This is a genomic window from Virgibacillus dokdonensis, assembly GCF_900166595.1.
Taxonomy (GTDB): Bacteria; Bacillota; Bacilli; order Bacillales; family Amphibacillaceae; genus Virgibacillus; species Virgibacillus dokdonensis.
The window spans coordinates 3,349,826-3,371,274 of record NZ_LT745763.1; the positions used below are offsets into that span (position 1 = coordinate 3,349,826).

The 21,449-nt window shown below is 37.2% G+C and carries 18 protein-coding genes; 9 read left to right on the forward strand and 9 right to left on the reverse strand.

Annotated features, from left to right (window positions below; translation table 11 throughout):
* The first annotated feature begins 336 nt into the window (after nucleotides 1-336).
* From B2C77_RS17185 to B2C77_RS17205, 5 genes are all read left to right on the forward strand, one after another.
* Nucleotides 337-2,097, forward strand: coding sequence for a methyl-accepting chemotaxis protein (locus tag B2C77_RS17185; protein WP_077706152.1), 1,761 nt, complete (start codon nucleotides 337-339; stop codon nucleotides 2,095-2,097).
* Nucleotides 2,098-2,434: 337 nt separating this feature from the next.
* Complete coding sequence (locus B2C77_RS17190) at nucleotides 2,435-3,628, forward strand: IS256 family transposase (protein WP_077701822.1); 1,194 nt, start codon at nucleotides 2,435-2,437, stop codon at nucleotides 3,626-3,628.
* Between the two features lie 535 nt (nucleotides 3,629-4,163).
* Nucleotides 4,164-4,595, forward strand: a complete 432-nt coding sequence (locus B2C77_RS17195) for a hypothetical protein (RefSeq protein ID WP_077706153.1) — start codon at nucleotides 4,164-4,166, stop codon at nucleotides 4,593-4,595.
* 72 nt (nucleotides 4,596-4,667) lie between these two features.
* Nucleotides 4,668-5,336, forward strand: coding sequence for an ABC transporter ATP-binding protein (locus B2C77_RS17200; protein WP_077706154.1), 669 nt, complete (start codon nucleotides 4,668-4,670; stop codon nucleotides 5,334-5,336).
* Nucleotides 5,333-7,819 carry a DUF443 domain-containing protein gene (locus tag B2C77_RS17205; protein WP_077706155.1) on the forward strand — a complete coding sequence of 829 codons (2,487 nt, stop codon included), beginning with the start codon at nucleotides 5,333-5,335 and terminating at the stop codon, nucleotides 7,817-7,819. Before B2C77_RS17200 ends, B2C77_RS17205 begins: the two co-directional genes overlap by 4 nt.
* Before the next feature lie 338 nt (nucleotides 7,820-8,157).
* Here B2C77_RS17205 and B2C77_RS17210 read toward each other — a convergent pair whose 3' ends face one another.
* Both B2C77_RS17210 and B2C77_RS17215 read right to left on the reverse strand, forming a co-directional pair.
* Nucleotides 8,158-8,721: a DNA-3-methyladenine glycosylase I gene (locus B2C77_RS17210; RefSeq protein WP_077706156.1), complete on the reverse strand. Its 564-nt coding sequence runs from the start codon at nucleotides 8,719-8,721 to the stop codon at nucleotides 8,158-8,160.
* Complete coding sequence (locus tag B2C77_RS17215) at nucleotides 8,718-9,563, reverse strand: sulfurtransferase (protein WP_077706157.1); 846 nt, start codon at nucleotides 9,561-9,563, stop codon at nucleotides 8,718-8,720. The genes B2C77_RS17210 and B2C77_RS17215 overlap by 4 nt, the downstream gene beginning before the upstream one ends.
* A 208-nt stretch (nucleotides 9,564-9,771) precedes the next feature.
* Here B2C77_RS17215 and pepT point away from each other — a divergent pair, with 208 nt between their 5' ends.
* A complete protein-coding gene (gene pepT / locus B2C77_RS17220) occupies nucleotides 9,772-11,004 on the forward strand; it encodes a peptidase T (RefSeq protein WP_077706158.1) in 1,233 nt (410 codons plus the stop codon).
* A gap of 535 nt (nucleotides 11,005-11,539) precedes the next feature.
* Here the strand turns inward: pepT and B2C77_RS17225 are convergent.
* The 3 genes from B2C77_RS17225 to B2C77_RS17235 are packed head-to-tail and all read right to left on the reverse strand — an operon-like array spanning nucleotide 11,540 to nucleotide 13,952.
* Nucleotides 11,540-11,992 carry a DUF2269 family protein gene (locus tag B2C77_RS17225; RefSeq protein ID WP_077706159.1) on the reverse strand — a complete coding sequence of 151 codons (453 nt, stop codon included), beginning with the start codon at nucleotides 11,990-11,992 and terminating at the stop codon, nucleotides 11,540-11,542.
* Between the two features lie 14 nt (nucleotides 11,993-12,006).
* Complete coding sequence (locus B2C77_RS17230; RefSeq protein ID WP_077706160.1) at nucleotides 12,007-12,873, reverse strand: fructosamine kinase family protein; 867 nt, start codon at nucleotides 12,871-12,873, stop codon at nucleotides 12,007-12,009.
* A 41-nt stretch (nucleotides 12,874-12,914) separates the two neighbouring features.
* Nucleotides 12,915-13,952: a PTS sugar transporter subunit IIC gene (locus B2C77_RS17235; protein WP_077706161.1), complete on the reverse strand. Its 1,038-nt coding sequence runs from the start codon at nucleotides 13,950-13,952 to the stop codon at nucleotides 12,915-12,917.
* A 457-nt stretch (nucleotides 13,953-14,409) separates the two neighbouring features.
* On the opposite strand from B2C77_RS17235, the gene B2C77_RS17240 reads away from it, so the two are divergent.
* Entirely contained in the window at nucleotides 14,410-14,970 is a 561-nt protein-coding gene (locus B2C77_RS17240) for a nitroreductase family protein (protein WP_077706162.1), read from the forward strand.
* A 370-nt stretch (nucleotides 14,971-15,340) separates the two neighbouring features.
* Here the strand turns inward: B2C77_RS17240 and ddlA are convergent, their stop codons facing one another.
* From ddlA to B2C77_RS17265, 4 genes are all read right to left on the reverse strand, one after another.
* Nucleotides 15,341-16,441 carry a D-alanine--D-alanine ligase gene (gene ddlA / locus B2C77_RS17245; protein ID WP_077706163.1) on the reverse strand — a complete coding sequence of 367 codons (1,101 nt, stop codon included), beginning with the start codon at nucleotides 16,439-16,441 and terminating at the stop codon, nucleotides 15,341-15,343.
* A 434-nt stretch (nucleotides 16,442-16,875) separates the two neighbouring features.
* Entirely contained in the window at nucleotides 16,876-17,172 is a 297-nt protein-coding gene (locus B2C77_RS17250) for a hypothetical protein (protein ID WP_077706164.1), read from the reverse strand.
* Complete coding sequence (locus tag B2C77_RS17255; RefSeq protein WP_077706165.1) at nucleotides 17,165-17,731, reverse strand: hypothetical protein; 567 nt, start codon at nucleotides 17,729-17,731, stop codon at nucleotides 17,165-17,167. The genes B2C77_RS17250 and B2C77_RS17255 overlap by 8 nt, the downstream gene beginning before the upstream one ends.
* Nucleotides 17,732-18,006: 275 nt before the next feature.
* A complete protein-coding gene (locus B2C77_RS17265; RefSeq protein ID WP_077706167.1) occupies nucleotides 18,007-18,675 on the reverse strand; it encodes a BMQ_0737 family morphogenetic spore coat protein in 669 nt (222 codons plus the stop codon).
* Between the two features lie 277 nt (nucleotides 18,676-18,952).
* On the opposite strand from B2C77_RS17265, the gene B2C77_RS17270 reads away from it, so the two are divergent.
* Nucleotides 18,953-20,146, forward strand: a complete 1,194-nt coding sequence (locus B2C77_RS17270; protein WP_077706168.1) for a hypothetical protein — start codon at nucleotides 18,953-18,955, stop codon at nucleotides 20,144-20,146.
* Between the two features lie 448 nt (nucleotides 20,147-20,594).
* Nucleotides 20,595-20,735: a hypothetical protein gene (locus B2C77_RS21785; RefSeq protein WP_176087361.1), complete on the forward strand. Its 141-nt coding sequence runs from the start codon at nucleotides 20,595-20,597 to the stop codon at nucleotides 20,733-20,735.
* Nucleotides 20,736-21,449 lie beyond the last annotated feature (714 nt).

Here is a 21,449-nt window from a genome sequence, read left to right on the forward strand (position 1 = left end):
AGCTTGAACCTTTTTACTAACCTATTGTAAAAAAATTTGCACTAATAGCTTTAATTCTATTCGAATTTAGTCGATATCTTAAAAAAGGTAGCATTATTTATAATGATAGAAATATTCTTTTCATCTTTTCAAAAGAACATCGTGAAATTTCTTATATTTTGTAATTCATACTGCACCAAGACTTTTTACAGGTTACTAATCATATGAAGCAAAACTAAGAATTTGACAATAAGTCTTAATTCTTTGAACAAAGGAGCGAGGTATTCGTTTATTATTGTAACGAATCAAATGAGTCAACGGGGCTAAAGGAATCATGCTAAAACAGGGGGGGATTCTATGAAAAACAAAAAAGTCCATACAAAGGAAAAAAAGCAAAAGAACTGGAGAAAAAAAGTCGTTTTTGCTTGGGGAAATCTACGCATTCATAAAAAATATTTATCGGTTTTCTTTTTAACAATTGCTTTAATGCTTACTTCTTCTATCATTGTATATGTGCAGTTAAAAGGAGGACAACAAGATATTCATAGAGTGAATGAACTACAGGAACAAACAGACCAAATTTCCCAATTAGCAATCATTATTCAGGCGAAAGATGTACAATCCGCCGACTATTTAATTACTGGGAATGATAAATATTTTACTAATTTCGAAGCCTATCAAAAGGAATTCGAGCAAGTTGCCCAACAATTAAATAAAACGATGGATGATAAAAGTCAGAAAGCTATTCTTAACGATATTGTCGATAAAAACGAGTCCATCGATAAAGCATTTATGGAGCGGATGGTAACCTCTGTCGAAGAAGGAAGAGAACAATTCGCTAACACTATTCGTCACTATTCGGGAGGATTGCGAGAAGACACACTGACACTTGTCAATAATCTTCTCGATCAAACGCAACAACAACAAGCTAGAGCCATTGCTGAAACAGAAAACAGCTCAAACAGGAGTGTATACATACTAGCATTCTCCAATCTATTATCGCTAGCTATCGGTATACCACTAATGATTATGATTAGCCGTGGCATTACTTCCAGATTGCAAAGCATTGTTCACACTACAAAAGATATAGCAAATGGAAATTTGCATATACAACAGGAAGAGACTAAATCGAAGGATGAAATTGGACAACTAGCTCAAGCTGTACATAGGATGCGAGATCGAATACGAACAATTATTCAGAGCGTCCAAAGCGTTTCTTCCTCTGTATCTGCACAAAGTGAGCAATTAACGAAATCAGCTAGTGAAGTGAAAGAAAGTAACCATCAAATCGCTACAACGATGGAAGAATTAGCTAGCGGTACAGAAATGCAAGCAACAGGCGCAAGTGAACTATCTGACAATATGAATCACTTCGTTGATAATGTACACATTTCTGAACAAAGAGGAAGCGAAGTAATGACAGATGCTAGCGAAGTGCGAAAATGGACGACAGAAAGTTCTACCTTCATGCAACAATCTGTCCAGCAAATGAACCAGATTGACACCATTGTAGAAGAAGCAGTAACGCAAGTAAAAGGCTTGGATAATCAGTCAAGTCAAATATCCAAACTTGTGAAAGTCATACGAGATATTGCAGAACAGACGAATTTGCTCTCGTTAAATGCCGCCATTGAAGCTGCAAGAGCTGGTGAACATGGTAGAGGTTTTGCCGTAGTAGCAGATGAAGTTCGAAAGCTTTCAGAACAAGTTGCGCAATCTGTCGGTGAAATTACTACCATCGTGCAGCGGATTCAATCGGAGACAAGCGACGTCGTTTCTTCTTTAAATCGAGGTTATGATGAAGTAAAAAACGGAAAGCAACAGATTGAAGATACAGGAGCTAACTTCCAACAAATGAATAATGCGATAACGGGTATGATTGAAAAAATGCAAGCTATTACCATGAAACTAAAAGAGAATACAGAAACAAGTAAAGATATGGAGCAACTCGTTAAAGAAATGGCTTCTATCTCACAGGAATCAGCAGCTGGAGTAGAAGAAGTTGCTGCTTCTACCGAAGAGACAACTGGTACTATGGAGCAAGTTTCGCACAATATTGAAGAATTAGCAGAATTAGCTAGAGACCTTCATAAACAAGTGAATGTCTTTAAGCTTTGAAACTGGAGAACAAAACAAATCGTTATACCTACAAACTTTATAATATATCATTTTCTATTCCATTCTATAGTCGCATGTAGCTCTGAGAAAAAAACCATTGCTTATTCGTCTATGTAAATTTAAGAAGTTTTAATGATAGCTTATTTATTCGATGAAGTGTTGCTTTAAAAAGCATATCATATATATTGTTTACTTATTTGCTAGTTGCCTTATCTCTAGAGAGTGTAAAATATTTTGTGTAAATAGAAATACCAATTAAACAAGTTCATAGAAAAAGGAAGACCCTTTTTGTAGAATAAAGTTAGCACACAAAATTCACAGAAAAGAGGTCTTCCCTATGAACCATCTTACTACAGATTTAATTGAAGCACTAGCAAAAAAACAAGATATTGAAGAAGTTTTTCGCCGTCATCTAGAAGAAGCTATTAACCAATTACTAAAGCATGAATTAACTGTATTTCTGGATTACGAACCGTATGAACGCAAGGGAGTTCATTCAGGTAACTCTCGTAATGGGTTTTATGACCGTACTTTTAAGACGGAGTACGGTGAGCTACAACTTCGTATACCAAGGGATAGGAACGGAGAATTTCAACAACAAACAGTGGCTCCATATAAGCGTTCTAATGACACGCTGGAACAGTTTGTTATTCACCTTTATGAAAAGGGAATCACAACAGATGAAATCGCACATCTAATCGAACGAATGTACGGACATCATTACACCAAACAGACCGTATCTAACTTAACAAAATTGGTAGCAGAAGATGTACAAGCATTTCATGAACGTAAATTAGAAAACCGTTACGCATGCATTTACTTAGATGCTACTCAAATCCCTATCCGTCGTAACACGGTAGAGAAAGAGTCTGTATATATTGCAATTGGGATCACGGAAGACGGCATAAAAGAAGTATTAGACTTTACTATTGCACCAACAGAATCCGCACACGTATGGGAAGAATTGATGCAGGAACTATATCAGCGTGGTGTTGCAGACGTTCTGCTCTTCATCTCAGACGGTCTAACTGGCATGACAGATGCTATTCACCGTGTCTATCCTAAAGCAAAGCATCAGGTGTGCTGTGTCCATGTTGCCCGCAATATTGCTAAGAAGGTTCGTGTCAAAGACCGTGCAGAGATACTTAGTGACTTTAAAACGGTTTATCATGCCATAGACAAAAAAGAAGCCCTACAAGCGTTAGAACAGTTTCAAAGCAAATGGGAAAAGACATATCCACGTGTCATTGACGCAGTTGTAAAAAATGAACAATTATTAACATTTTATGAGTTCCCTGCCTCTATTCGACGGAGTATCTATTCGACAAATTTAATTGAAGCCTTCAATAAAGAAATAAAGAGATACGTCAAACGAAAAGAGCAGTTTCCAAACAAGGAGGCTTTAGAACGTTTTCTTGTCACGCGATTTCTAGAGTATAATCATAAATTCAGCATGCGCTGCCATCGAGGCTTTGATCAGGCAAAATCTGAATTAGTTGCCTTGTTCGAATCTCTGGAAAATGGGACTTAGAACCCGCCATCCTTGACCTTGTTTACGGTCGTGGTGTATATCTACTGGCGGGTGCAGAAAATATAGCCACATAAGGCTCCACCCGCTTTTTTATGGTACCACGACCGTACTCTTCTATACTCTCGCTGGCAGGGTCCCCTATGCCCAACACAGCGAATCACAAAGAAGAGGCACAAGGTCAAGGACAAGCAGCTAACGCTGTGGCTATAGAGATTTCCTGATTATTTATTCAGAGTTAACATCTACAAAAGGGGATTTACACAAAATTATTGACACACCCTATCTCTACTTTATATTTTATCTATTTAAAAGCAGAGGTAAGGCATAGCACTTTATATGTTTACGAGTTTTTGATCGACACAAGCATTTTCTATTTCTTTTATCCATTTAGATATGAAGTCCTTTTTCATACAATTTATGTGACCTAAAATAAATGAACAAAACCGCACCTTATTTTATCTGATAATTATTTACTTTCCGATAAAAAGATGATAAGATCTACTTGAAAACAAATATTTAAGAGGAGAAAATTAAATTGAAAGGAAAATTCAAATCGTTAGCAATTGGTACAACCTTAGCAACAGCACTAGTATTAGGGCTTTCATCACCAGCACATGCACAAGTAAATGCATCTCCGCAAGTACAATCAACTTCTCCAACAAGTGACGTTACACCTTTTGCGTACCCTACAAAAATAGGTATGAAAGCTCCATCAACTATTTACGGCATGAACGCTACAACAACCATTCGCTTAAGCTTCTCCGGGGATAGAGCAGGAGGAAAATATAGGTATTACCTAAATGCAGGGAATGGAAATAAAAGGAATGGCTCTACAGCTGCAACAACTGTCGCTTTTCCTGAGAGTTATTATCTAGGATCGAAAGATTATGCTGTTTATTCCCTCTTTGCATCCGTTACTGGTTATAGCCATGATAGTACAAGCCGTACCATGAGACATTATCGCTAAACACACCCGAAAAACGGAAGGAAGCAGCAACTGGTTATCCGTTGCTGCTTATTCGCATAGGAGTTGATAGATTTGATCGCAATAGAAAACGTCTGTGTATCCTATACTCATCTGGAAACAGCTATTTTACAAAATGTTCATTTACATATTTCATCTGGTGAATGGGTGTCGGTTGTTGGGCCTTCTGGCTCTGGGAAGACATCTTTGTTAAAAGTTATCGCTGGTTCATTAAAAAATATGGAAGGGCATGTCACTATAAACGATACCCCCATTTATACGTTGCCGACCAATGAACGACATGCTTTTTTACGTAATAAAGTAGCTACAGTATACCAACAATTTCGCTTATTACCACAATTTTCCGTCTTAGAAAATGTCATGTTGCCATTATTACCATATCAAAAACGAAAACATCTTAAAGATAAGGCAATACAGTTAATTGACGAAATCGGGTTACACCACCGGATAACCCATTTTCCCCATCAGTTATCTGGGGGTGAACAGCAACGGGTTGCTTTTGCGAGAGCACTGTTGTCAGAACCGACTATACTACTATGCGATGAACCAACAGGCAATTTGGACAGCGCAAATCGGGATATTATTATACAGTTATTAAAACAAATCCATGCCAAAGGAAAAACAATTATACTAGCTACGCATGACCCGATTGTTGCCGAACAAGCAGATCGTACTATAACCATTCAAGACGGAGTAATCCATGAAGGGGAAGTTGTGGAATGATTCGTTTAAGCTGGCAATCCCTTAAAAATAAAACTCGCTCAAGCTTCTTACTGTTCGGTTCCTTACTAGCTATTTTCGTTGCCGGTCCAATTAGTATTGCTACTTTATTCGATATACAAACTGAAGTGAAGGGGAATATTGAAAGTCATGCAAGAGGAACATATGATATTCTCGTCCGTCCTAAAGATGCACAAACTGAAGTCGAGAAAGAAATTGGCAAAGTAGAAGAAAATTACTTAAACTATGGAGATGGTGGCATTACGCTACAACAGTGGGAGCAAATGAAGGATTTGGAAGAGGTAGAAATCGCAGCCCCTGTTGCATCCTTAGGCTATTTTACGGGTGATAATAAAACATTTTCCTTCGAATTTCCCACCTCTAGCAGTTATCTGGAGCTTTATTTTAAAACTTCAGATGGCATTAATGATTATCGGATAACGCAAGGAAGTAGTTACTATTACATGTTAAAACAAAACGGGTATTACACGGATGACTTTGACTTTATACGCAAGCCAGGAGCGGAATCTATTTATGAAGGAATGCGACCGGAATTCACCCTTCCATATACTTATTATCTGACTGTGGGCGTGGATAGAGAGCAGGAAGAAAAATTAACTGACTTGGACTTATCGGCGATGGATAACTCCATTACACAAGAATACGAACAACTTATCGCACACGATAACGCAGATACACATATACCCTTAATTTACTTAGAAAATGCCTTTACACCTTTAACTGCTCATGTAACAAAAGCTACACTAGATTGGAGTAGTGCACAAACTATTCAGCTAAAGAAAGAACTAGGTCTACCAGAAGGCCAAGCGTTCTTTTTTTCCGATCAATACGACCATTTATCAAAAAGAATGCAAGAGGTAGCCTATACGGATAAAGAAGAATTTGAAATTGATTTATCAAACCACATACTACCTTTTTATTATAAGCCTTTTAAATATCATTATGATGGAACATTTAGCGAATCTTTCAATTATCTTTCTGGACTAAGTGAAACTCCTCTATTTTATCGCACACATCCTATCGACTATACGATCCTTGAGCAAGACGCTTTAAAAGTCGTGCAAGTCGGTAAACATACAGGAGTACCAACTTATCGAGAGATAGAAAAAGTAGGGAAGTCAACAAGGCTAGAGGCTACCGATCCTCCCTTTAGATTAGTTCCAGTCGGCACTTTTACAACAAAAGAATTCCAGCAAACTTTAGCTGCAAGCCCATTAGGAATGTATCAACAATCGCCAACAACAACATTACATGAGGGCAAAAACGTACGTGAAACAATTACTCCTGGTAGTTTTATTAGCTCTCCGGCGTACGGAATAATTGATTTAGAAGATGCCGCCTATATAAAAGGAGATAGCCCTATTGATGCTATACGTGTGAAGGTAAGTGATATTTCTGCTTATAACCAAGCAGCAATTGATAAAATCCGTCGAACGGTTGGTCACATATCTGAAATTGGTGATTTCCATATAACAGTTGTGGCTGGCGCTTCTCATTCACCTGTTACATTGGATGTTGAAGGGATTGGAAAAGTAGAGCAAATGTGGACAACACTAGGTGCCGCAACCACGATTGCAGAAGGTTGGAATACGACGAATATACTTATCGCCAGTATGTTTTCCATGATTAGCATTCTCTATATTATGAATCATTTTTCATTTCGCAATCGAACACAATTAGAAGAGCGTCAACTATTATACGACATAGGTTGGACAAAAAAAGCTATTCAACGTTTTCATCTATCAGAAAGTGGATTAGTGGTTAGTCTTGCATGTTTATTCGGCGGTATTATTCTACTTATTTGTTACTTCCTTCAGTTTATACAACCAGTCGCTTGGGTTGCCTTTAGTCTCTTTGTCCTCTGCACCTTCATCATCATGTTAGGCTGTAGCAAACGATTTAAAAAACAAAAACATCGTACTTGGAATAGCAATAAACTCAAGCGCGTATGGATGCGAAACTTGGCTTTTTATAAAAATCTGATTTCACTTAGCTTTTTACAATTGGTATTTGTCACATTACTCGTCAACTTTGTCCCGTCTGTGTTATACGTAACAAATCAAACGACTGGTGAAACACATTTAGGAACTTATATTAATGAACTTGTCTTCTTGCTCATGATGATTATTTTAGGAGCCACGTTTTACGTTGCATTAACAACAATTATGGAAAGCATTTCTTCTACTCTACTACTTCGAAGAGATGAAATCATTACATTACGTGATATAGGCTGGCGAAGCAAAGATGTCCGCCTCACCATTATGAAAGAATCTTTAGCATGGATGCTACCAGCATTTATGCTAGGTATGACATGTAGCATCACATTATTATTCGTTCTATTTACACCTTCTATAAATGTTGTATATATATCCCCCCTTATTACATCAGGTTGCTTTAGTTTAATAAGTGTAGGAGTCGCTTATGTAATTGTAAAACAAACATTAAAACAAATTGCCACTTCATAAGATAAGATTTTCATTCATTGTAGATCGTCTTTCCACCCCCGTCATGTTTGACGGGGGGTGGTTGTATGCGCTTGAAGAGGCAAGCTATCTGATATACAAAAGGCTTCCAGCGCGGGGGAGCGATTTTGCGACGTACGTGAGCGAATTTCCGCGCGAGATGAGCGATTTTGCGACGTGCGCGAGCGAGTTTCCCGCGGGGAGAGCGATTTTGCGACGTACGTGAGCGAGTTCCCGCGCGCGAGGAGCGATTTCACCACGAACGTGAGCGAGTTTCAGTGCGAGATGAGCGATTTTGCGACGAGTACGAGCGGTTTACGGGCGAATTCTCCCGCCCGTGTTCAGCGAGCTATAGACAAAAAGCAGTCTTTCGTATGGTCATTGACCATGCCTGTCGCTTGCATAAAAGCGTAACAAATGGTTGGCCCAACGAATTGGAAACCGCGTCGTTTTAGATCTTTGCTCATTTGTTCGGATTCTGTCGTATATGCGGGCACTTGTTCATGCGTTTCCCAGTGATTAACAATTTGTTCCCCGCCGACAAAGGACCATATATAGGAGGAGAAGTCTCCCAACTCCTGCTCTACTTGCAAAAAGGACTGCGCATTCTTAATGAAAGCATTTATCTTTCTCCGGTTACGAATAATTCCTTTATCTTGGAGGAGCGCTTCTATTTTCTGATTGCTATATTTACTTATTTTTAACGGATCGAAATCATCAAAAGCTTGGCAATAATTTTCTCTACGCTTTAATATTGTAATCCAGCTTAATCCTGCTTGTGCCCCTTCCAAGCAAAGCATTTCAAATAATTTTTGGGCGTCATACTGCGGGACGCCCCATTCATGATCATGATAAGTAATATAGACAGGATCATCTGTGACCCATTGACATCTTTGTTTTGTCATGCATCTTCACCAATTGCGACTTCATTTTCATCATAAGAAATCCAATCACTAAAGCTACCAGGGTATAATTTCACATTTTCATAGCCAAGTGATTTTAAGGCTAAAATATTGGGACAAGCCGATATACCAGAACCGCAGGAAACAATGATTTCTTCATTTTTCTGAAAGGAAGCAAATTGTTTTTCTAGTACCTCCTTCTTTTTCCATGAGCCATTTTCATCCAGCACCTTTTTCCAGAAATAGTTCTTGGCACCAGGGATATGGCCCGCTCGAGCATACATCGGTTCATCATCTCCTAAATAACGTTCTCTTGCACGTGAATCAATTAAAACAGCTTCGTTTCGAGTTACTTTTTCTTTTACTTCTTCCATATTAGCAATTTGATTGTCTCTTAATTGCAAGTGAAATACTTTTGGCGTTAGTGTTGGTACTTCGGTAGTTGTTTCATTGCCTGTTTTTTTCCAGCCACTATAGCCCCCGTCAAGAACATACACTTTGTCATGCCCCATATAATGGAATAACCACCATGCTCTAGCAGCAAACATATCATTATCTGCATCGTATATCACAACGGTTGTATCGTGATCAACACCTAACTTTCCTACTTTTCCTGCAAGCATTGTAAGGTCAGGAAGCGGATGGTTTCCACCATGTTTTCCTTTTTTTCCAGACAAATCTTTTTCTATATCCATAAAAACAGCGCCTGGGATATGATCTTGTAAATATGCTTTTCTGCCTGCATCAGGATCCGTTAACTGAAAACGCACATCGATAATTACTGTATTGTTTAAATGATTATGTAGCCGATTCTTTAAACGGTCTACGCTAATAAGATAGCCCATTTTCTTCCCTCCAATAATTTTATAGCCATTCGTAATCCGTATTTGTTACCCTTATTTTATACGATAAGCTTCCTTATGCCTACCCCTAACTTAGAGACTCGAACTATTTAAGTTAGAAAATTAGTGTAATTAAGTTATAATAGAAAGCATACTATTCATGTTTACATGATGAGGTACATACTTTTTACTTTGACAGGAGTTGACTTTCATGAAAAAAGAAATAATGGAAAGGTTTATTACGTATGCAAAGATGGATACGCAATCCGACGCAAGCAATGAAGCTACACCTTCTACACCTGGACAGTTTGATTTAGCGAATCTTTTAGTACAAGAGCTTCAGGAAATAGGAATGACAGACGTTGCCGTTGATGACTTTGGCTATGTGATGGCAACACTTCCAGCAAACACGGATGGTGATATACCGACCATCGGATTTTTAGCACATGTGGATACAGCAACAGACTTCACTGGAAAAAATGTTCAACCACAAATCACGGAGAATTACGACGGGAAAGATATTGTATTGAACAAGGAAGAAAATATTATATTATCGACTACTGATTTTCCAGAGCTTTCGCAATACAAAGGTCATACAGTAATCACTACAGATGGAACAACTTTACTTGGCGCTGATAACAAAGCGGGGATTGCTGAAATTATGACTGCGATGCATTATCTCATCACACATCCAGAAATCAAGCACGGGAAAATCCGCGTTGCTTTTACGCCCGATGAAGAGATCGGCCGTGGACCACATAAATTCGATGTGGAACGTTTCGATGCTACATATGCCTATACCGTCGATGGTGGGCCTTTAGGAGAGTTGCAATACGAAAGCTTTAACGCAGCTCAAGCAAGAGTAACCTTTAAAGGAAATAGTGTACATCCAGGAACAGCCAAAGATAAAATGGTGAACGCTGGGAAAATGGCAGCAACCTTTATAAATGAAATTCCAAACGAAGAAGCGCCGGAATATACAGAAGGGTACGAAGGATTTTATCACTTAAGCAATATTACTGGTGATGTGGAAAATGCAGAACTTATCTACATTATCCGAGATTTTGATAAAGCGAAGTTTCAAGAGAAAAAAGTTTTATTGCAAAAAATCACAGAGAAATTTCAGACCAAATATGGAACGGAAGCTGTTAGCCTTGAATTGCGCGATCAGTATTATAATATGCGCGAAAAAATTGAACCGGTGAAAGAAATTGTCGACATTGCTTATGATGCAATGAAAAGCTTAGATATCGAACCAATCGTAAAACCGATTCGTGGTGGTACAGATGGTTCGCAATTATCCTACATGGGACTGCCAACACCGAACATTTTTACTGGTGGAGAAAATTTTCATGGTAAATTCGAATACGTCTCGGTAGATAATATGATGAAAGCCTCAAAAACAATCATTGAAATCTGCAAGCTATTTGCCCGACGCTATTAATTAGAAAAACTGACTTATCGCCAAGTCTTATGGCGAAAGGCATAGTTTTCTTATACTATATACCTTTAAGCTTTTATACTTTCCTATAGTGGAACAAAGGCGCAAGCGCCCGGTTAGCAACGTAGCGACTGGAGCGAATTAACTAAAGTTTTAGGAATCATGGTGAGGCACAAACCAATGATGACTTAGCTTAGGGTGATTCGTGAAGTCGCCTATTTGCTGGGAGATGGAGCCAGACGTGGCTTATTCGGTTATTTCGTTATACACAAGCACCTCACCTTTTACTATCGTAAAAGAATGCAGTCGTATTTCTTATAGTATAAACCTTAAAAATTTATGCTTTCATAATAGTGTACAAAAGTGCCAAGGAAGAGCGTCTCCCCAACAAAGTTAGAGATGACAATCAAACAGTTGGCACTTTTTTATATGGATCTCCATCGTAAGAAGGCCCCCACAATAACTTATGAACTTCGCGAAAATTTGCGAACTTCAAGTAACTCTCTTATGAACTTCAGAGAATTTCCTTAAACGTACTTTAAAATGGTTTCGTAATCATCAAAATAATAATGATCATAAACAACAGACTTTCGATTCTTTCATAGAAAAATAGCTTTCTGGATAATCGAAAGTAGTCATCAGGGATCGTACTATCCGGATGCGTCTGTAATAGTTTTTTGATTGGTTTGGAACGCGGCGACAGCACGAGTGGGCCAAATGCCAAAGCAAGCAAAAATAAAAGCAAACTGCCTATAAACCAACCTTGTGCAAATAAATAGGGGCGAAGTACTCCCATGATTAGCCCCGTTATCAATAGTAATGTACCACCAATCATGACACAGCCGTGTAATTTGTTTCGTATTTTATAACCATATTGCAATTCTGTCATCGTAGTTGCTGTTTTCACTGGCAAAATCATGAAGAAACCTGGACCCATACCAATAATTGCAGCAATGATGTGTATGAACACCATGAGGTCATAAAACTCCATGTTATCTATCCCTTCTAATCTCCTACATAATAACGCAAAATTCTATCAACATTTGATCCGTACACTTCTCCAAATAAGTTTAGATGAACTAATAAATAGAATAATTGGTATAACGGCTTACAATCTTTGTAATAATCCGCTAATGGAAAAGTGGCTTTATAGGCTTCATAAAAGCTTGTAGAAAAGCCACTGAATACTTCAGTAAAAGCTATATCAAAATGTCTATCCCCAAATAAAAAGGATGGATCAATGAAATAAGGGATTCCATGTTCTCCAACTATCCAATTACCTCCCCATAAATCACCGTGTAAATAGGCTGGAGAAATGTTATTAGGAATCCAGCGGTCTAATCGCACTAGTAACCTCTCTAGCTTCTCTCGTCGTTGCGCATGGATAACATTCCGTTTGATCCCAATCTGTAATTGTGTTTTCAGACGGCAGTCACGATAATAGGAAAGCCAACTATCATACCAGCTGTTTGGCTGTTGTAATGTACCAATAAATGTTGCTTCCGAATAGCCATGCTGCTCTCCACTGGTTTGGTGCATGGCAGCTAATCGCTCACCAAGTAGCTTGTCCGTATGTTCGGTTCTATGTCCATTTACCCATTCCAATAGCAAAAATGACTCACCTTCTTGATCCGAATAACCGATAACATCTGGAACATCCATCGTATTTGTAGACTTTATCAGTGCTAGACCTTTCGCTTCTAATGCAAAAAAACGAGCAGGTGAAGCTTCATTTAACTTCATAAAAAAACGTTGCGCATCTGTTTCTACTAGATAGGCGTCGTTGATGGAGCCACCAGACACTTTTTTCACCCGCGTTACATTCCCTTTAACACCTGATTGCTTTAACAGCTTCTGGAATTGCGGCTTCATATACGATATACTCCTTTCTTTTCGTTTAATTTTCCACAAGTTTATTCATAAGATATTTTCATATCGCCTGGTTGAATCCAGCCTTTTTTCCGAAGTAAAGTGACAATAAGCAAACTAATTATAGCCGGGATCATGATATGTAACATGAGCATACTCCAAAGAAGAGGCATGGAAAAGCCCATCGATTCGATTGTCATAATTTGTCCAACGAAGCCGCTTGTCCCCATACCAGCTCCAGAAGGATTATTCGTTAGCTCTAGCCATACAGTAGCAAGCGGCGCAACAACAGCTCCTGCTATTGTCGGTGGTAATAAAATAATTGGTTTTTTTACAATATTAGCGACTTGTAACATCGACGTTCCAATACCTTGCGCAATAAAGCCACCAAATCCATTATCCCGATAACTAGCCACCGCAAAACCAATCATTTGTGCGGAGCAGCCTACCGTAGCGGCACCTGCAGCTAGCCCATCCAAAGATAGCATAATAGCAATAGCCGCAGATGAAATCGGCGCTGTTAATGCTATTCCCATCAATACAGCTACTAAAATTCCCATGATAAATGGTTGCTGTTCTGTTGACCAGTTAATCATTTCGCCAAAGCCTTCCATCAAACTACTTATCCCAGGACCGATAAATTTACCCGTTGTAAAACCTACTACAATCGTTACTAATGGCGTAACAATGATATCCACACGTGTTTCTTGATATACTAATTTGCCAAGTTCTGTAGCGAATACCGCACTAATGTAACTTCCAGCTGGCCCACCTAGTTCTGCACCAAATGCACCAGCAAATAAAGCTGAAAATAGTACAAGTGGTGGGGCCTTTAACCCGTAAGCAATGGCGACACCGATAGCACCACCCATAATTTTTGTGTCCATTGCAAAACTTCCCATTTCCACAAAAACTTCCGCCAATGAAGGAGAAAACATGATGATGATCTGTTCACCAGCTGTCTTAATAATAAGTCCAATAATCAAGGATGAGAGTAAACCTAACGCCATGTAACTTAAAGCGGTGATAAAATAAGCTTTCCCTGTAATATGGACACCTTTACGTTGTAAAAATTGCTGCATCGTTATTCCTCCTATCATCGTGAATCTACTCACATAAATTCGTGCCTAAAATTGATTTTAGTAAATGCTCCCTATACACCAATATGTCTGAAATATGGAATTTACATTATATCTTTATTGTTTCCCCCTTTTTCTAGTTCATCTTTGTGGATTGTATACCTTCCATCTTTCTATACGTTGTTGCCTACGAAGTATTACCCCTAATTTCACTCCACTGCCTCACCTATCGCCAGTCGTCTGTCGCCACAACCGTTACATTCTCTCCTCATTTACAGTATTATCATCTATTATTACGTTATTCGAGTAGTACTTCAAGCAGAATAACCCACACATTGTTCTCATATATTGTATTACTATCGTAAATGAAATTGTTTAGTTGCTTTTCTATACCTATTCGGCTACAATTTAACTGAAAATAATTATCAATTATATACATATAACAAGGGAGATGAAAGATATGGGGAATATTACGACAAACTCGCAGCTAGCGAAGCTTATCCGCGAACGCCGTGCTGTTAAAAAAGGGTATAATGATAAAGAAGTAACCAAAGAGAAGGTATTAGAAATACTGGAGGATGCGATTTGGGCGCCTACGCATGGGATGCGTCAACCATGGCGGTTTATTTTTGTAGAGAAAGATCAACTACCGGAGTTTGCAAAAAAAGTTGCTGCTACGTACCCACTGGAAAGACAACAAAACAGAGAAGATTATTTAAACGAGCCGAATGCCATTCTTGTCGTTGTTATGGATGAACCAGAATCGCAAAAAGAATGGGAAGAAAATTACGGTGCAGTTGCTTGTATGATTCAAAATTTCTGGCTACTCGCTTGGGAAAGAAAACTTGGCGCAGTATGGAAAACAAACCCACATATTCAAGATCCGAAAGTAAAAGAAATCTTACATGTTAAGCCAAATGAAAAAATTGTTAGCTTCCTTCATTTAGGATATTTTGATGAAGCACCAGCTCCTAAAGCCCGGATTAGCGTGGAGGATAAATTCTCGACTTACGAAGGATAGAGCAAAAGAGCCCTTCTCTTACCAATAACTTAGTAACATTAGTTTGGTGCATTATCAACACTTTTGGACAGCTATCGTTCCATTTCATGATAATGGCTTACACCATACAAACAAGCTAGGCTTGAAATTTGATCTGTTTCGGGCAGAACGTAAGTGTTGAAAATAGGCCATTAGAAAAACTTGGCTTGCCGCCAAGTCTCATAGCTGAAGCCTTCTTTTTCTTATACTATAATCAATAATAATTTTACACTTTCCTATAGTGTAAAAATAAAGAGGCATGAAATAGGATGTAGCATCCTCTTAAGATGAAATCATTGCAACTTAAGAGGAGCATCTACTTTATTATCATGCCTCTTTTCTTATACTTACATTAATCCCATACAGAACTTTTTAGTCCATGGTTTCGGTTGTGCCGATCCATTGCTAGTTCAATTAACGTAGTAATTAATTCTTGATAAGAAAGCCCACTTACTTCCCATAATTTTGGATACATACTTATTTTTGTAAATCCAGGTAACGTATTAATTTCATTTAAATAAATATCCCCAGCTTCTGTTAAAAAGAAGTCTACTCTTGCTAAACCTTCACACTCTAATGCTTTAAACGCTTGAATAGCAACATCTTGAACACGCTTCGTTGTCTCCTCAGACACATCTGCAGGGATCGCTAATTCTGCCCCTTTTTCGTCAATGTATTTTGATTCATACGAATAGAATTCGGTTTGTGGTAAAATTTCTCCTAGTAATGATGCTTTTGGTTCCTCATTTCCTAATACTGAACATTCTATCTCTCTACCAATAATGCACTCTTCGATAACAATTTTATGATCATAGCGAAATGCTTCTTGCACACCTTGATAGAACGCTTCTTCTGTCGTTACTTTGCTAATGCCAACAGATGAACCTTGATTAGCCGGTTTAATAAACATTGGATTTCCCAATGCTTCCACAGCTGTTTCGAAACTTATCTCATCTTGTTCATTTTTTCTAAATACAAGTCCTTTAGCAACGTTTATTCCAGCTCCTTGTAATAAACGCTTCGCAACGTCTTTATCCATACAAACAGAAGAAGCTAAAACGTCTGGTCCCACAAATGGAAGGTCTGCTAAACGAAGCATTCCTTGTATACTTCCATCCTCTCCCAATGTTCCATGCACAATTGGAAACACAACATCTAATTCTTCTAGCTTTATTGCGTTAGAGGTATGGATAAATTGTCTCTCCTTATCTCCAGGAACAATCGCAACTGTATCATTCGATTTGTTTAATTGAATCAGCTTTGGATTATCCGCGTGGAGCAAATAAGAAGATGACTCATTTAATTGCCATTTCCCATCCTTATCAATCCCAATTAAAACAACCTCATACTTATCACGGTCTATCGCATCAACAATATTTTTAGCTGACTGAAGTGATACTTCATGCTCAGCAGATTTCCCGCCAAAAATAATTCCCACTTTTTTCTTTCTCATATTTGTCGTCCTTCCCTCATCATAATCGTTCAAAAAGGACAGGCTGATTTTTATGACAACATAAATGAATTGCCTGCAATTAAATAGAAAAATATAATAACCATGAAGGGTCACTGCCAACTATGTAAACACTTTCGAAACCTTTCACATTATCTGCAAATCTCCCACATTGGTGTATTTAAATTATACTCCTTTTTTGAACAACATATCTTTTAAACGTAAAACTATAGCATACCATTAAAATAGCACAAAATTAGCTTAATAATAAAGGGAAAAGTGATTTTTACACACTTTGGTAAATTTGAAGCTATCATACAGTAAGCGATTTATATATATTACTATAGAATAAAGTAGAAAGAGATAAATGGCGCTTCGCTCTCAACTATTCACATCGCTATACTACTCATTATTATACTACGTATCTTGTCATGGAATTAGCCTTTTAGCATACCTAGTATTGTTTCAAACTCCTTTTTACTATAATCAATTAACGCGTCCAGATTATTTTCTATATCTACTAATTCCGCTGTATCCATTGAATTATTACTGTAATCCGTTAAGCGATTCATATTCATAAACATATATGCCATGATCATTTGTAACGTATTATTTTCTAAGTATACAAAGCTACTATTAGGAGATGATGTGTCTTCCCTTAATGCTTCCAAGTGATTTTTAATCAATGAATAGATGGATTCCTTCCACAATTTTTCCATTTCTTCGTTATTCATGTCCCTTCTCCTCCTCCACTTTTCCACTAACACTGATTTGATTTACTGCGTGCATCCCTTCTTCTACTTCATCTCCATATGTAAACCCTTTCACACTACAGCTGTATGACATATTCGGCACCCATTTTAATTGAAAATTTTGAAAAGTTAAAGTTTCTTGTGGATAAAGTATTTGCTGCTTACTTGGCTTTAACCAAAATTCTTGTTGATCACTTGCTTCATTAAATCTCAACCAAGCATTTGCGAGCTTCATTTTTTGTTGTGTTTGTTCATAAAAATACTTACCAGAAAAGTCGAACTGGCCTTCAGCGTTTAGCTTGATGCATATATATGGGTGGTGCAACGGTTTAAAACCCAAATTAGTTATGTGATAGGAACCAATAATCAGATTTTCTCCATCTGGTTGATGGTTCAAATTAACGGAATAAGTAAAGAAACTCACAATCTGTATGTGTTTTTTCTGAACCTCCTTCGCTACTGTCTTTAGTTCCTTTAAGTAGGCGTCATTGATTTCCTGCAAATCACGTAGTTTCTTTTGAATTGTTCTTATTTTTTCCATTTTCATTCCTCCTGTTTAACATGAAAATATTTCCGCGCATTTGCTTCCATATACAAGGTTTAAAAGGGCTGAAAAAGTGAGTAATTTCAAAGAATTGTTTCCCTGCATGTGATACGTTGACACTAACTATTCCTTGCATATTGAAAGCTTTTTTACGAGCGACGACTGCAAAGGAAACATTTACAATCTTCCACTTAGACATATTTAGCAATTCTAAATGTAAAAGCAAAAATAAAGAGAGGATATGTTCCTCTCTTTATAAATATGCCAACTCCTTAGTCAATACAACCATTATTCGGGAAAATAACTGGACATTGTGGTGGCATAGTTGGCGTAGGGCATGGCGTTACCGGAAGAACATCTCTTGGCTCACAGAAATCTGCTACGATTTCAAGAGTGACGTCAAATGTGGATTGAATGCTTTGGCATAAGCGAACAGTAAGCGTTACATCTAGTTCATTTGGATGAACTGAATCATCACAAGCCGCAGTACAAACAAAGCAATCTAAGTCTGTGTAAGCCACATCAATTTCTGTTCCTTCAGGTGCGCAAAGCACTACTTGTTCACAACGTGTAAAATATGCTTCACAGACCTCTACTGTTCCACTGCAAACTTCTGGTAATAAATCAACAAAAACTGTTACAACAAAGTTTTTACGAATATTAACCAGCTGTAACGTCACCTCTGTACCATCAATGACAAAATCCTGATCTACTCGATCCAAAATAACAATTGGCTCGGTATCACAAGGTGTAACTGTACATGTAACTGTATCTATATCAATATCAGCACATGTCAACTGTTCACCCGTATTTGGATTTGCTGGCAATTCCATATCCATTAAGTTCAGATCAAATGTGGCTTCATTCAGAATCCAGTCATATACCTTTTCTGTATTAATACATAGGAGCTCCTGACCCCCAGAAAAATTATTTGCCTGCATTATAGCAAACACCTCCGAATAAGATTAATTTCTTTCACTGTAGCCTATGAACAAATCCCCAAAACGGTATAGTAATTTAGCGGAGATTAAGACAAAAATCATGGAATTAGGTCTTCGTCTTATCAATAAGGCTTCTGGATTTTAGATTAAATCTAGAATATTGTGCATAAGATAAATATGTCAGAGCAATGATGTTCTGAAGTTAATAAATGCACTTTTGTCACAGATTGCTGTTTGATAAATAGTATATTAATGTGCTGTAAAAGGGTGAATGAAAATGCATCGATACGAGTTGTACAATGTTAACGATATTGACAAGTTAAAAAAAGAGCTCAATGCCTACAAGGAAACGATGAGAACTGTAACAGAGGGAAAATTAGTGGAAGATTATCTTAAAACAAAAGATGATTTTTATGATTTGAAGATGAAAATTTTTAAACTAAAAGGGGAAATGAAAGCGATGGAAAATAAATTTCAAGAAGAATTTCTGAAATATCAAATGGAAGAAGAGCATCTAGCTAACCAGCAAGTGTCTATCCTAAATACTTTAGAGCGATTAGATCAACAAACTGAAATAATTAAGCATCAATTAGAACAGGTATCATTTGCTGAGCTTTTCAAAAAAATTGATCAATTACTAAAAACGCATAATGAAAAATCGGAGGAGCAGATAAAAGAGCTTGAAAGTTTAAAAGAAGAGATTCTACAAATAAAGGAAATAATGAAAACGGAAGAGAGTACTACTTCTAAAAATAAACGTTCCACTCATAAGTCAGAATATAGGCAATTACAGAGCTTACTGCAATATCCCAACCAAGTTGAACAACAATCAATCAGCAAAAAAAAAAATAATCAAGTAAATAGACAACACTATAGCCGGACAAAGTCAAACCATGGAAATTCCTATAATCCCCATCATTATGACACAAAAAATTCTGGAACTATATCTATGAATAAAGCAAAGAAGACTTTTCTCAATTCCCAATATGAATTAAATAAAAATATTGTTACTCGTACAGCTACTCCCAAAAGCAAAACTCAAGTTGAAAACAAAGAAGAAAAGCTAGATACGGACAATACAACACCTACTTATGAGAATGCTAACCCTCACAGTGATGAATTAAAACTAGAAAATAATGTGGAGAAACAGGTACAGGATATAGAACTAGAAAATAGTGTCGAGAAACAGACACCGAATGCATTAATAGGAAAAGTATTAGAGAGTAATACAGATTCTCCAAACAACGAATTAGAAAAAAATGAAAATAACACAGACTCTGGGAAACAAGCAGAAGATGCAGAGAGTAATATAAACTTTACTGAAAATCAGATAGAGGAAACAAACAGTAGTACAACATCAACTGAAAAACAAATAGATCAAACAGAAAATACTAACGCAATAAATGCTGATGAATCAGTTAAAAAGTCAGATTCCTTGACATCCTTCCTTTCCTTATTTAAGAGAGGATAAGATGAACACGTAGCAAATAATTATTCGTATATATCTATACACTCAGAAAAGCCGTACTACCTTATGAATCGTGCGATATATTAGTAGGATATCGAATAAACTTACAATCTGTTTGGCAATTAGGAACGAGCGCAATGCTATAGTAAGCATAAACTTGAGCATACGTTGACAAGAATTAAAAAATAAATCAAGAACTCTTTCTCTTTACCATTCTCACCCTTATACAGCACTTATCCCTTTCTACATTACCTATTGCCAACCACCCCACTAACCAATATAAAAATGGTCATTATTCCCTTTAAAGAAAATCACCCTTTAGTGAAAATGCTATCAAGTAAAAGCTCCAACTATGGAGAATGCCCTTTTCGCATAGAACCCGCATGTTAGCCCGACCACCATTCAATACAATACGTATAATACATTATAACCCCTAAGGAGTTGAAGAATATTGAAGAAAAAAAAATTGCTGAAAGCAGAAGCTAGCTATACTAAATTAAATACTTCCACAAAGCCTATTGTACTGGCATCATCGCCATCAGTGAAAAAAGGAATGTTCCGAAAAGGCGGCTGTTGCGGTAAAGCAAAATAATACAAAAGACCAATTTCATCCTCCGAATAGGTTCTTAGAGCGGTCTTAATTAAATTCTCTACCCTTGTTTGAAAAAGTTATGTCGTAAAAGGCTATCTTATTGAGTGCTAGTCATACCACATTGTATATAGATATCTTCATTCTTAACATTTATGCCTATATACACAAATTAACAATAACCCGCATTCCAATAAGAAGCCTTTTTATTTCACTATCATAATTATTCTTTTAAAGTAATCTATATCTATGGAATTTTCTTTGTGATACCAATTTATTTTAGAGGCAATTAGGGGTTTATTTCAGATATTCGCTCAGCTTTTTGGCAATAACAATAGCTATGTTTACAAAAAAGCACTTGTTACCTGTTCAATGAAAGAGATAATAAAAATTCAGCTTCTTCTTAAACGACTTAAATCTCCTGCCTTTATGTCAAATGCCCATTTCCTTTCTTTTCTTACTTAAAACTACTCTCTAAAGTATACAAATAGTTTAACCCCAAAGTTTCTGTATGTATACAATTCTTCTGGGATAGCCTTCCCTTTATTTCACATATCAGAAATATACAAACATTACACATACCTATTTTTAGGAAGTCTCTATACTAAAGCTTACTAAATAATCAATACGTCCAATCAGAAAACACCTTTAACTAATAGTATAATCATGAAAATAACATTTTATTTTCCAAAAAAGAGTTCACGAAAGGAGGGAGGA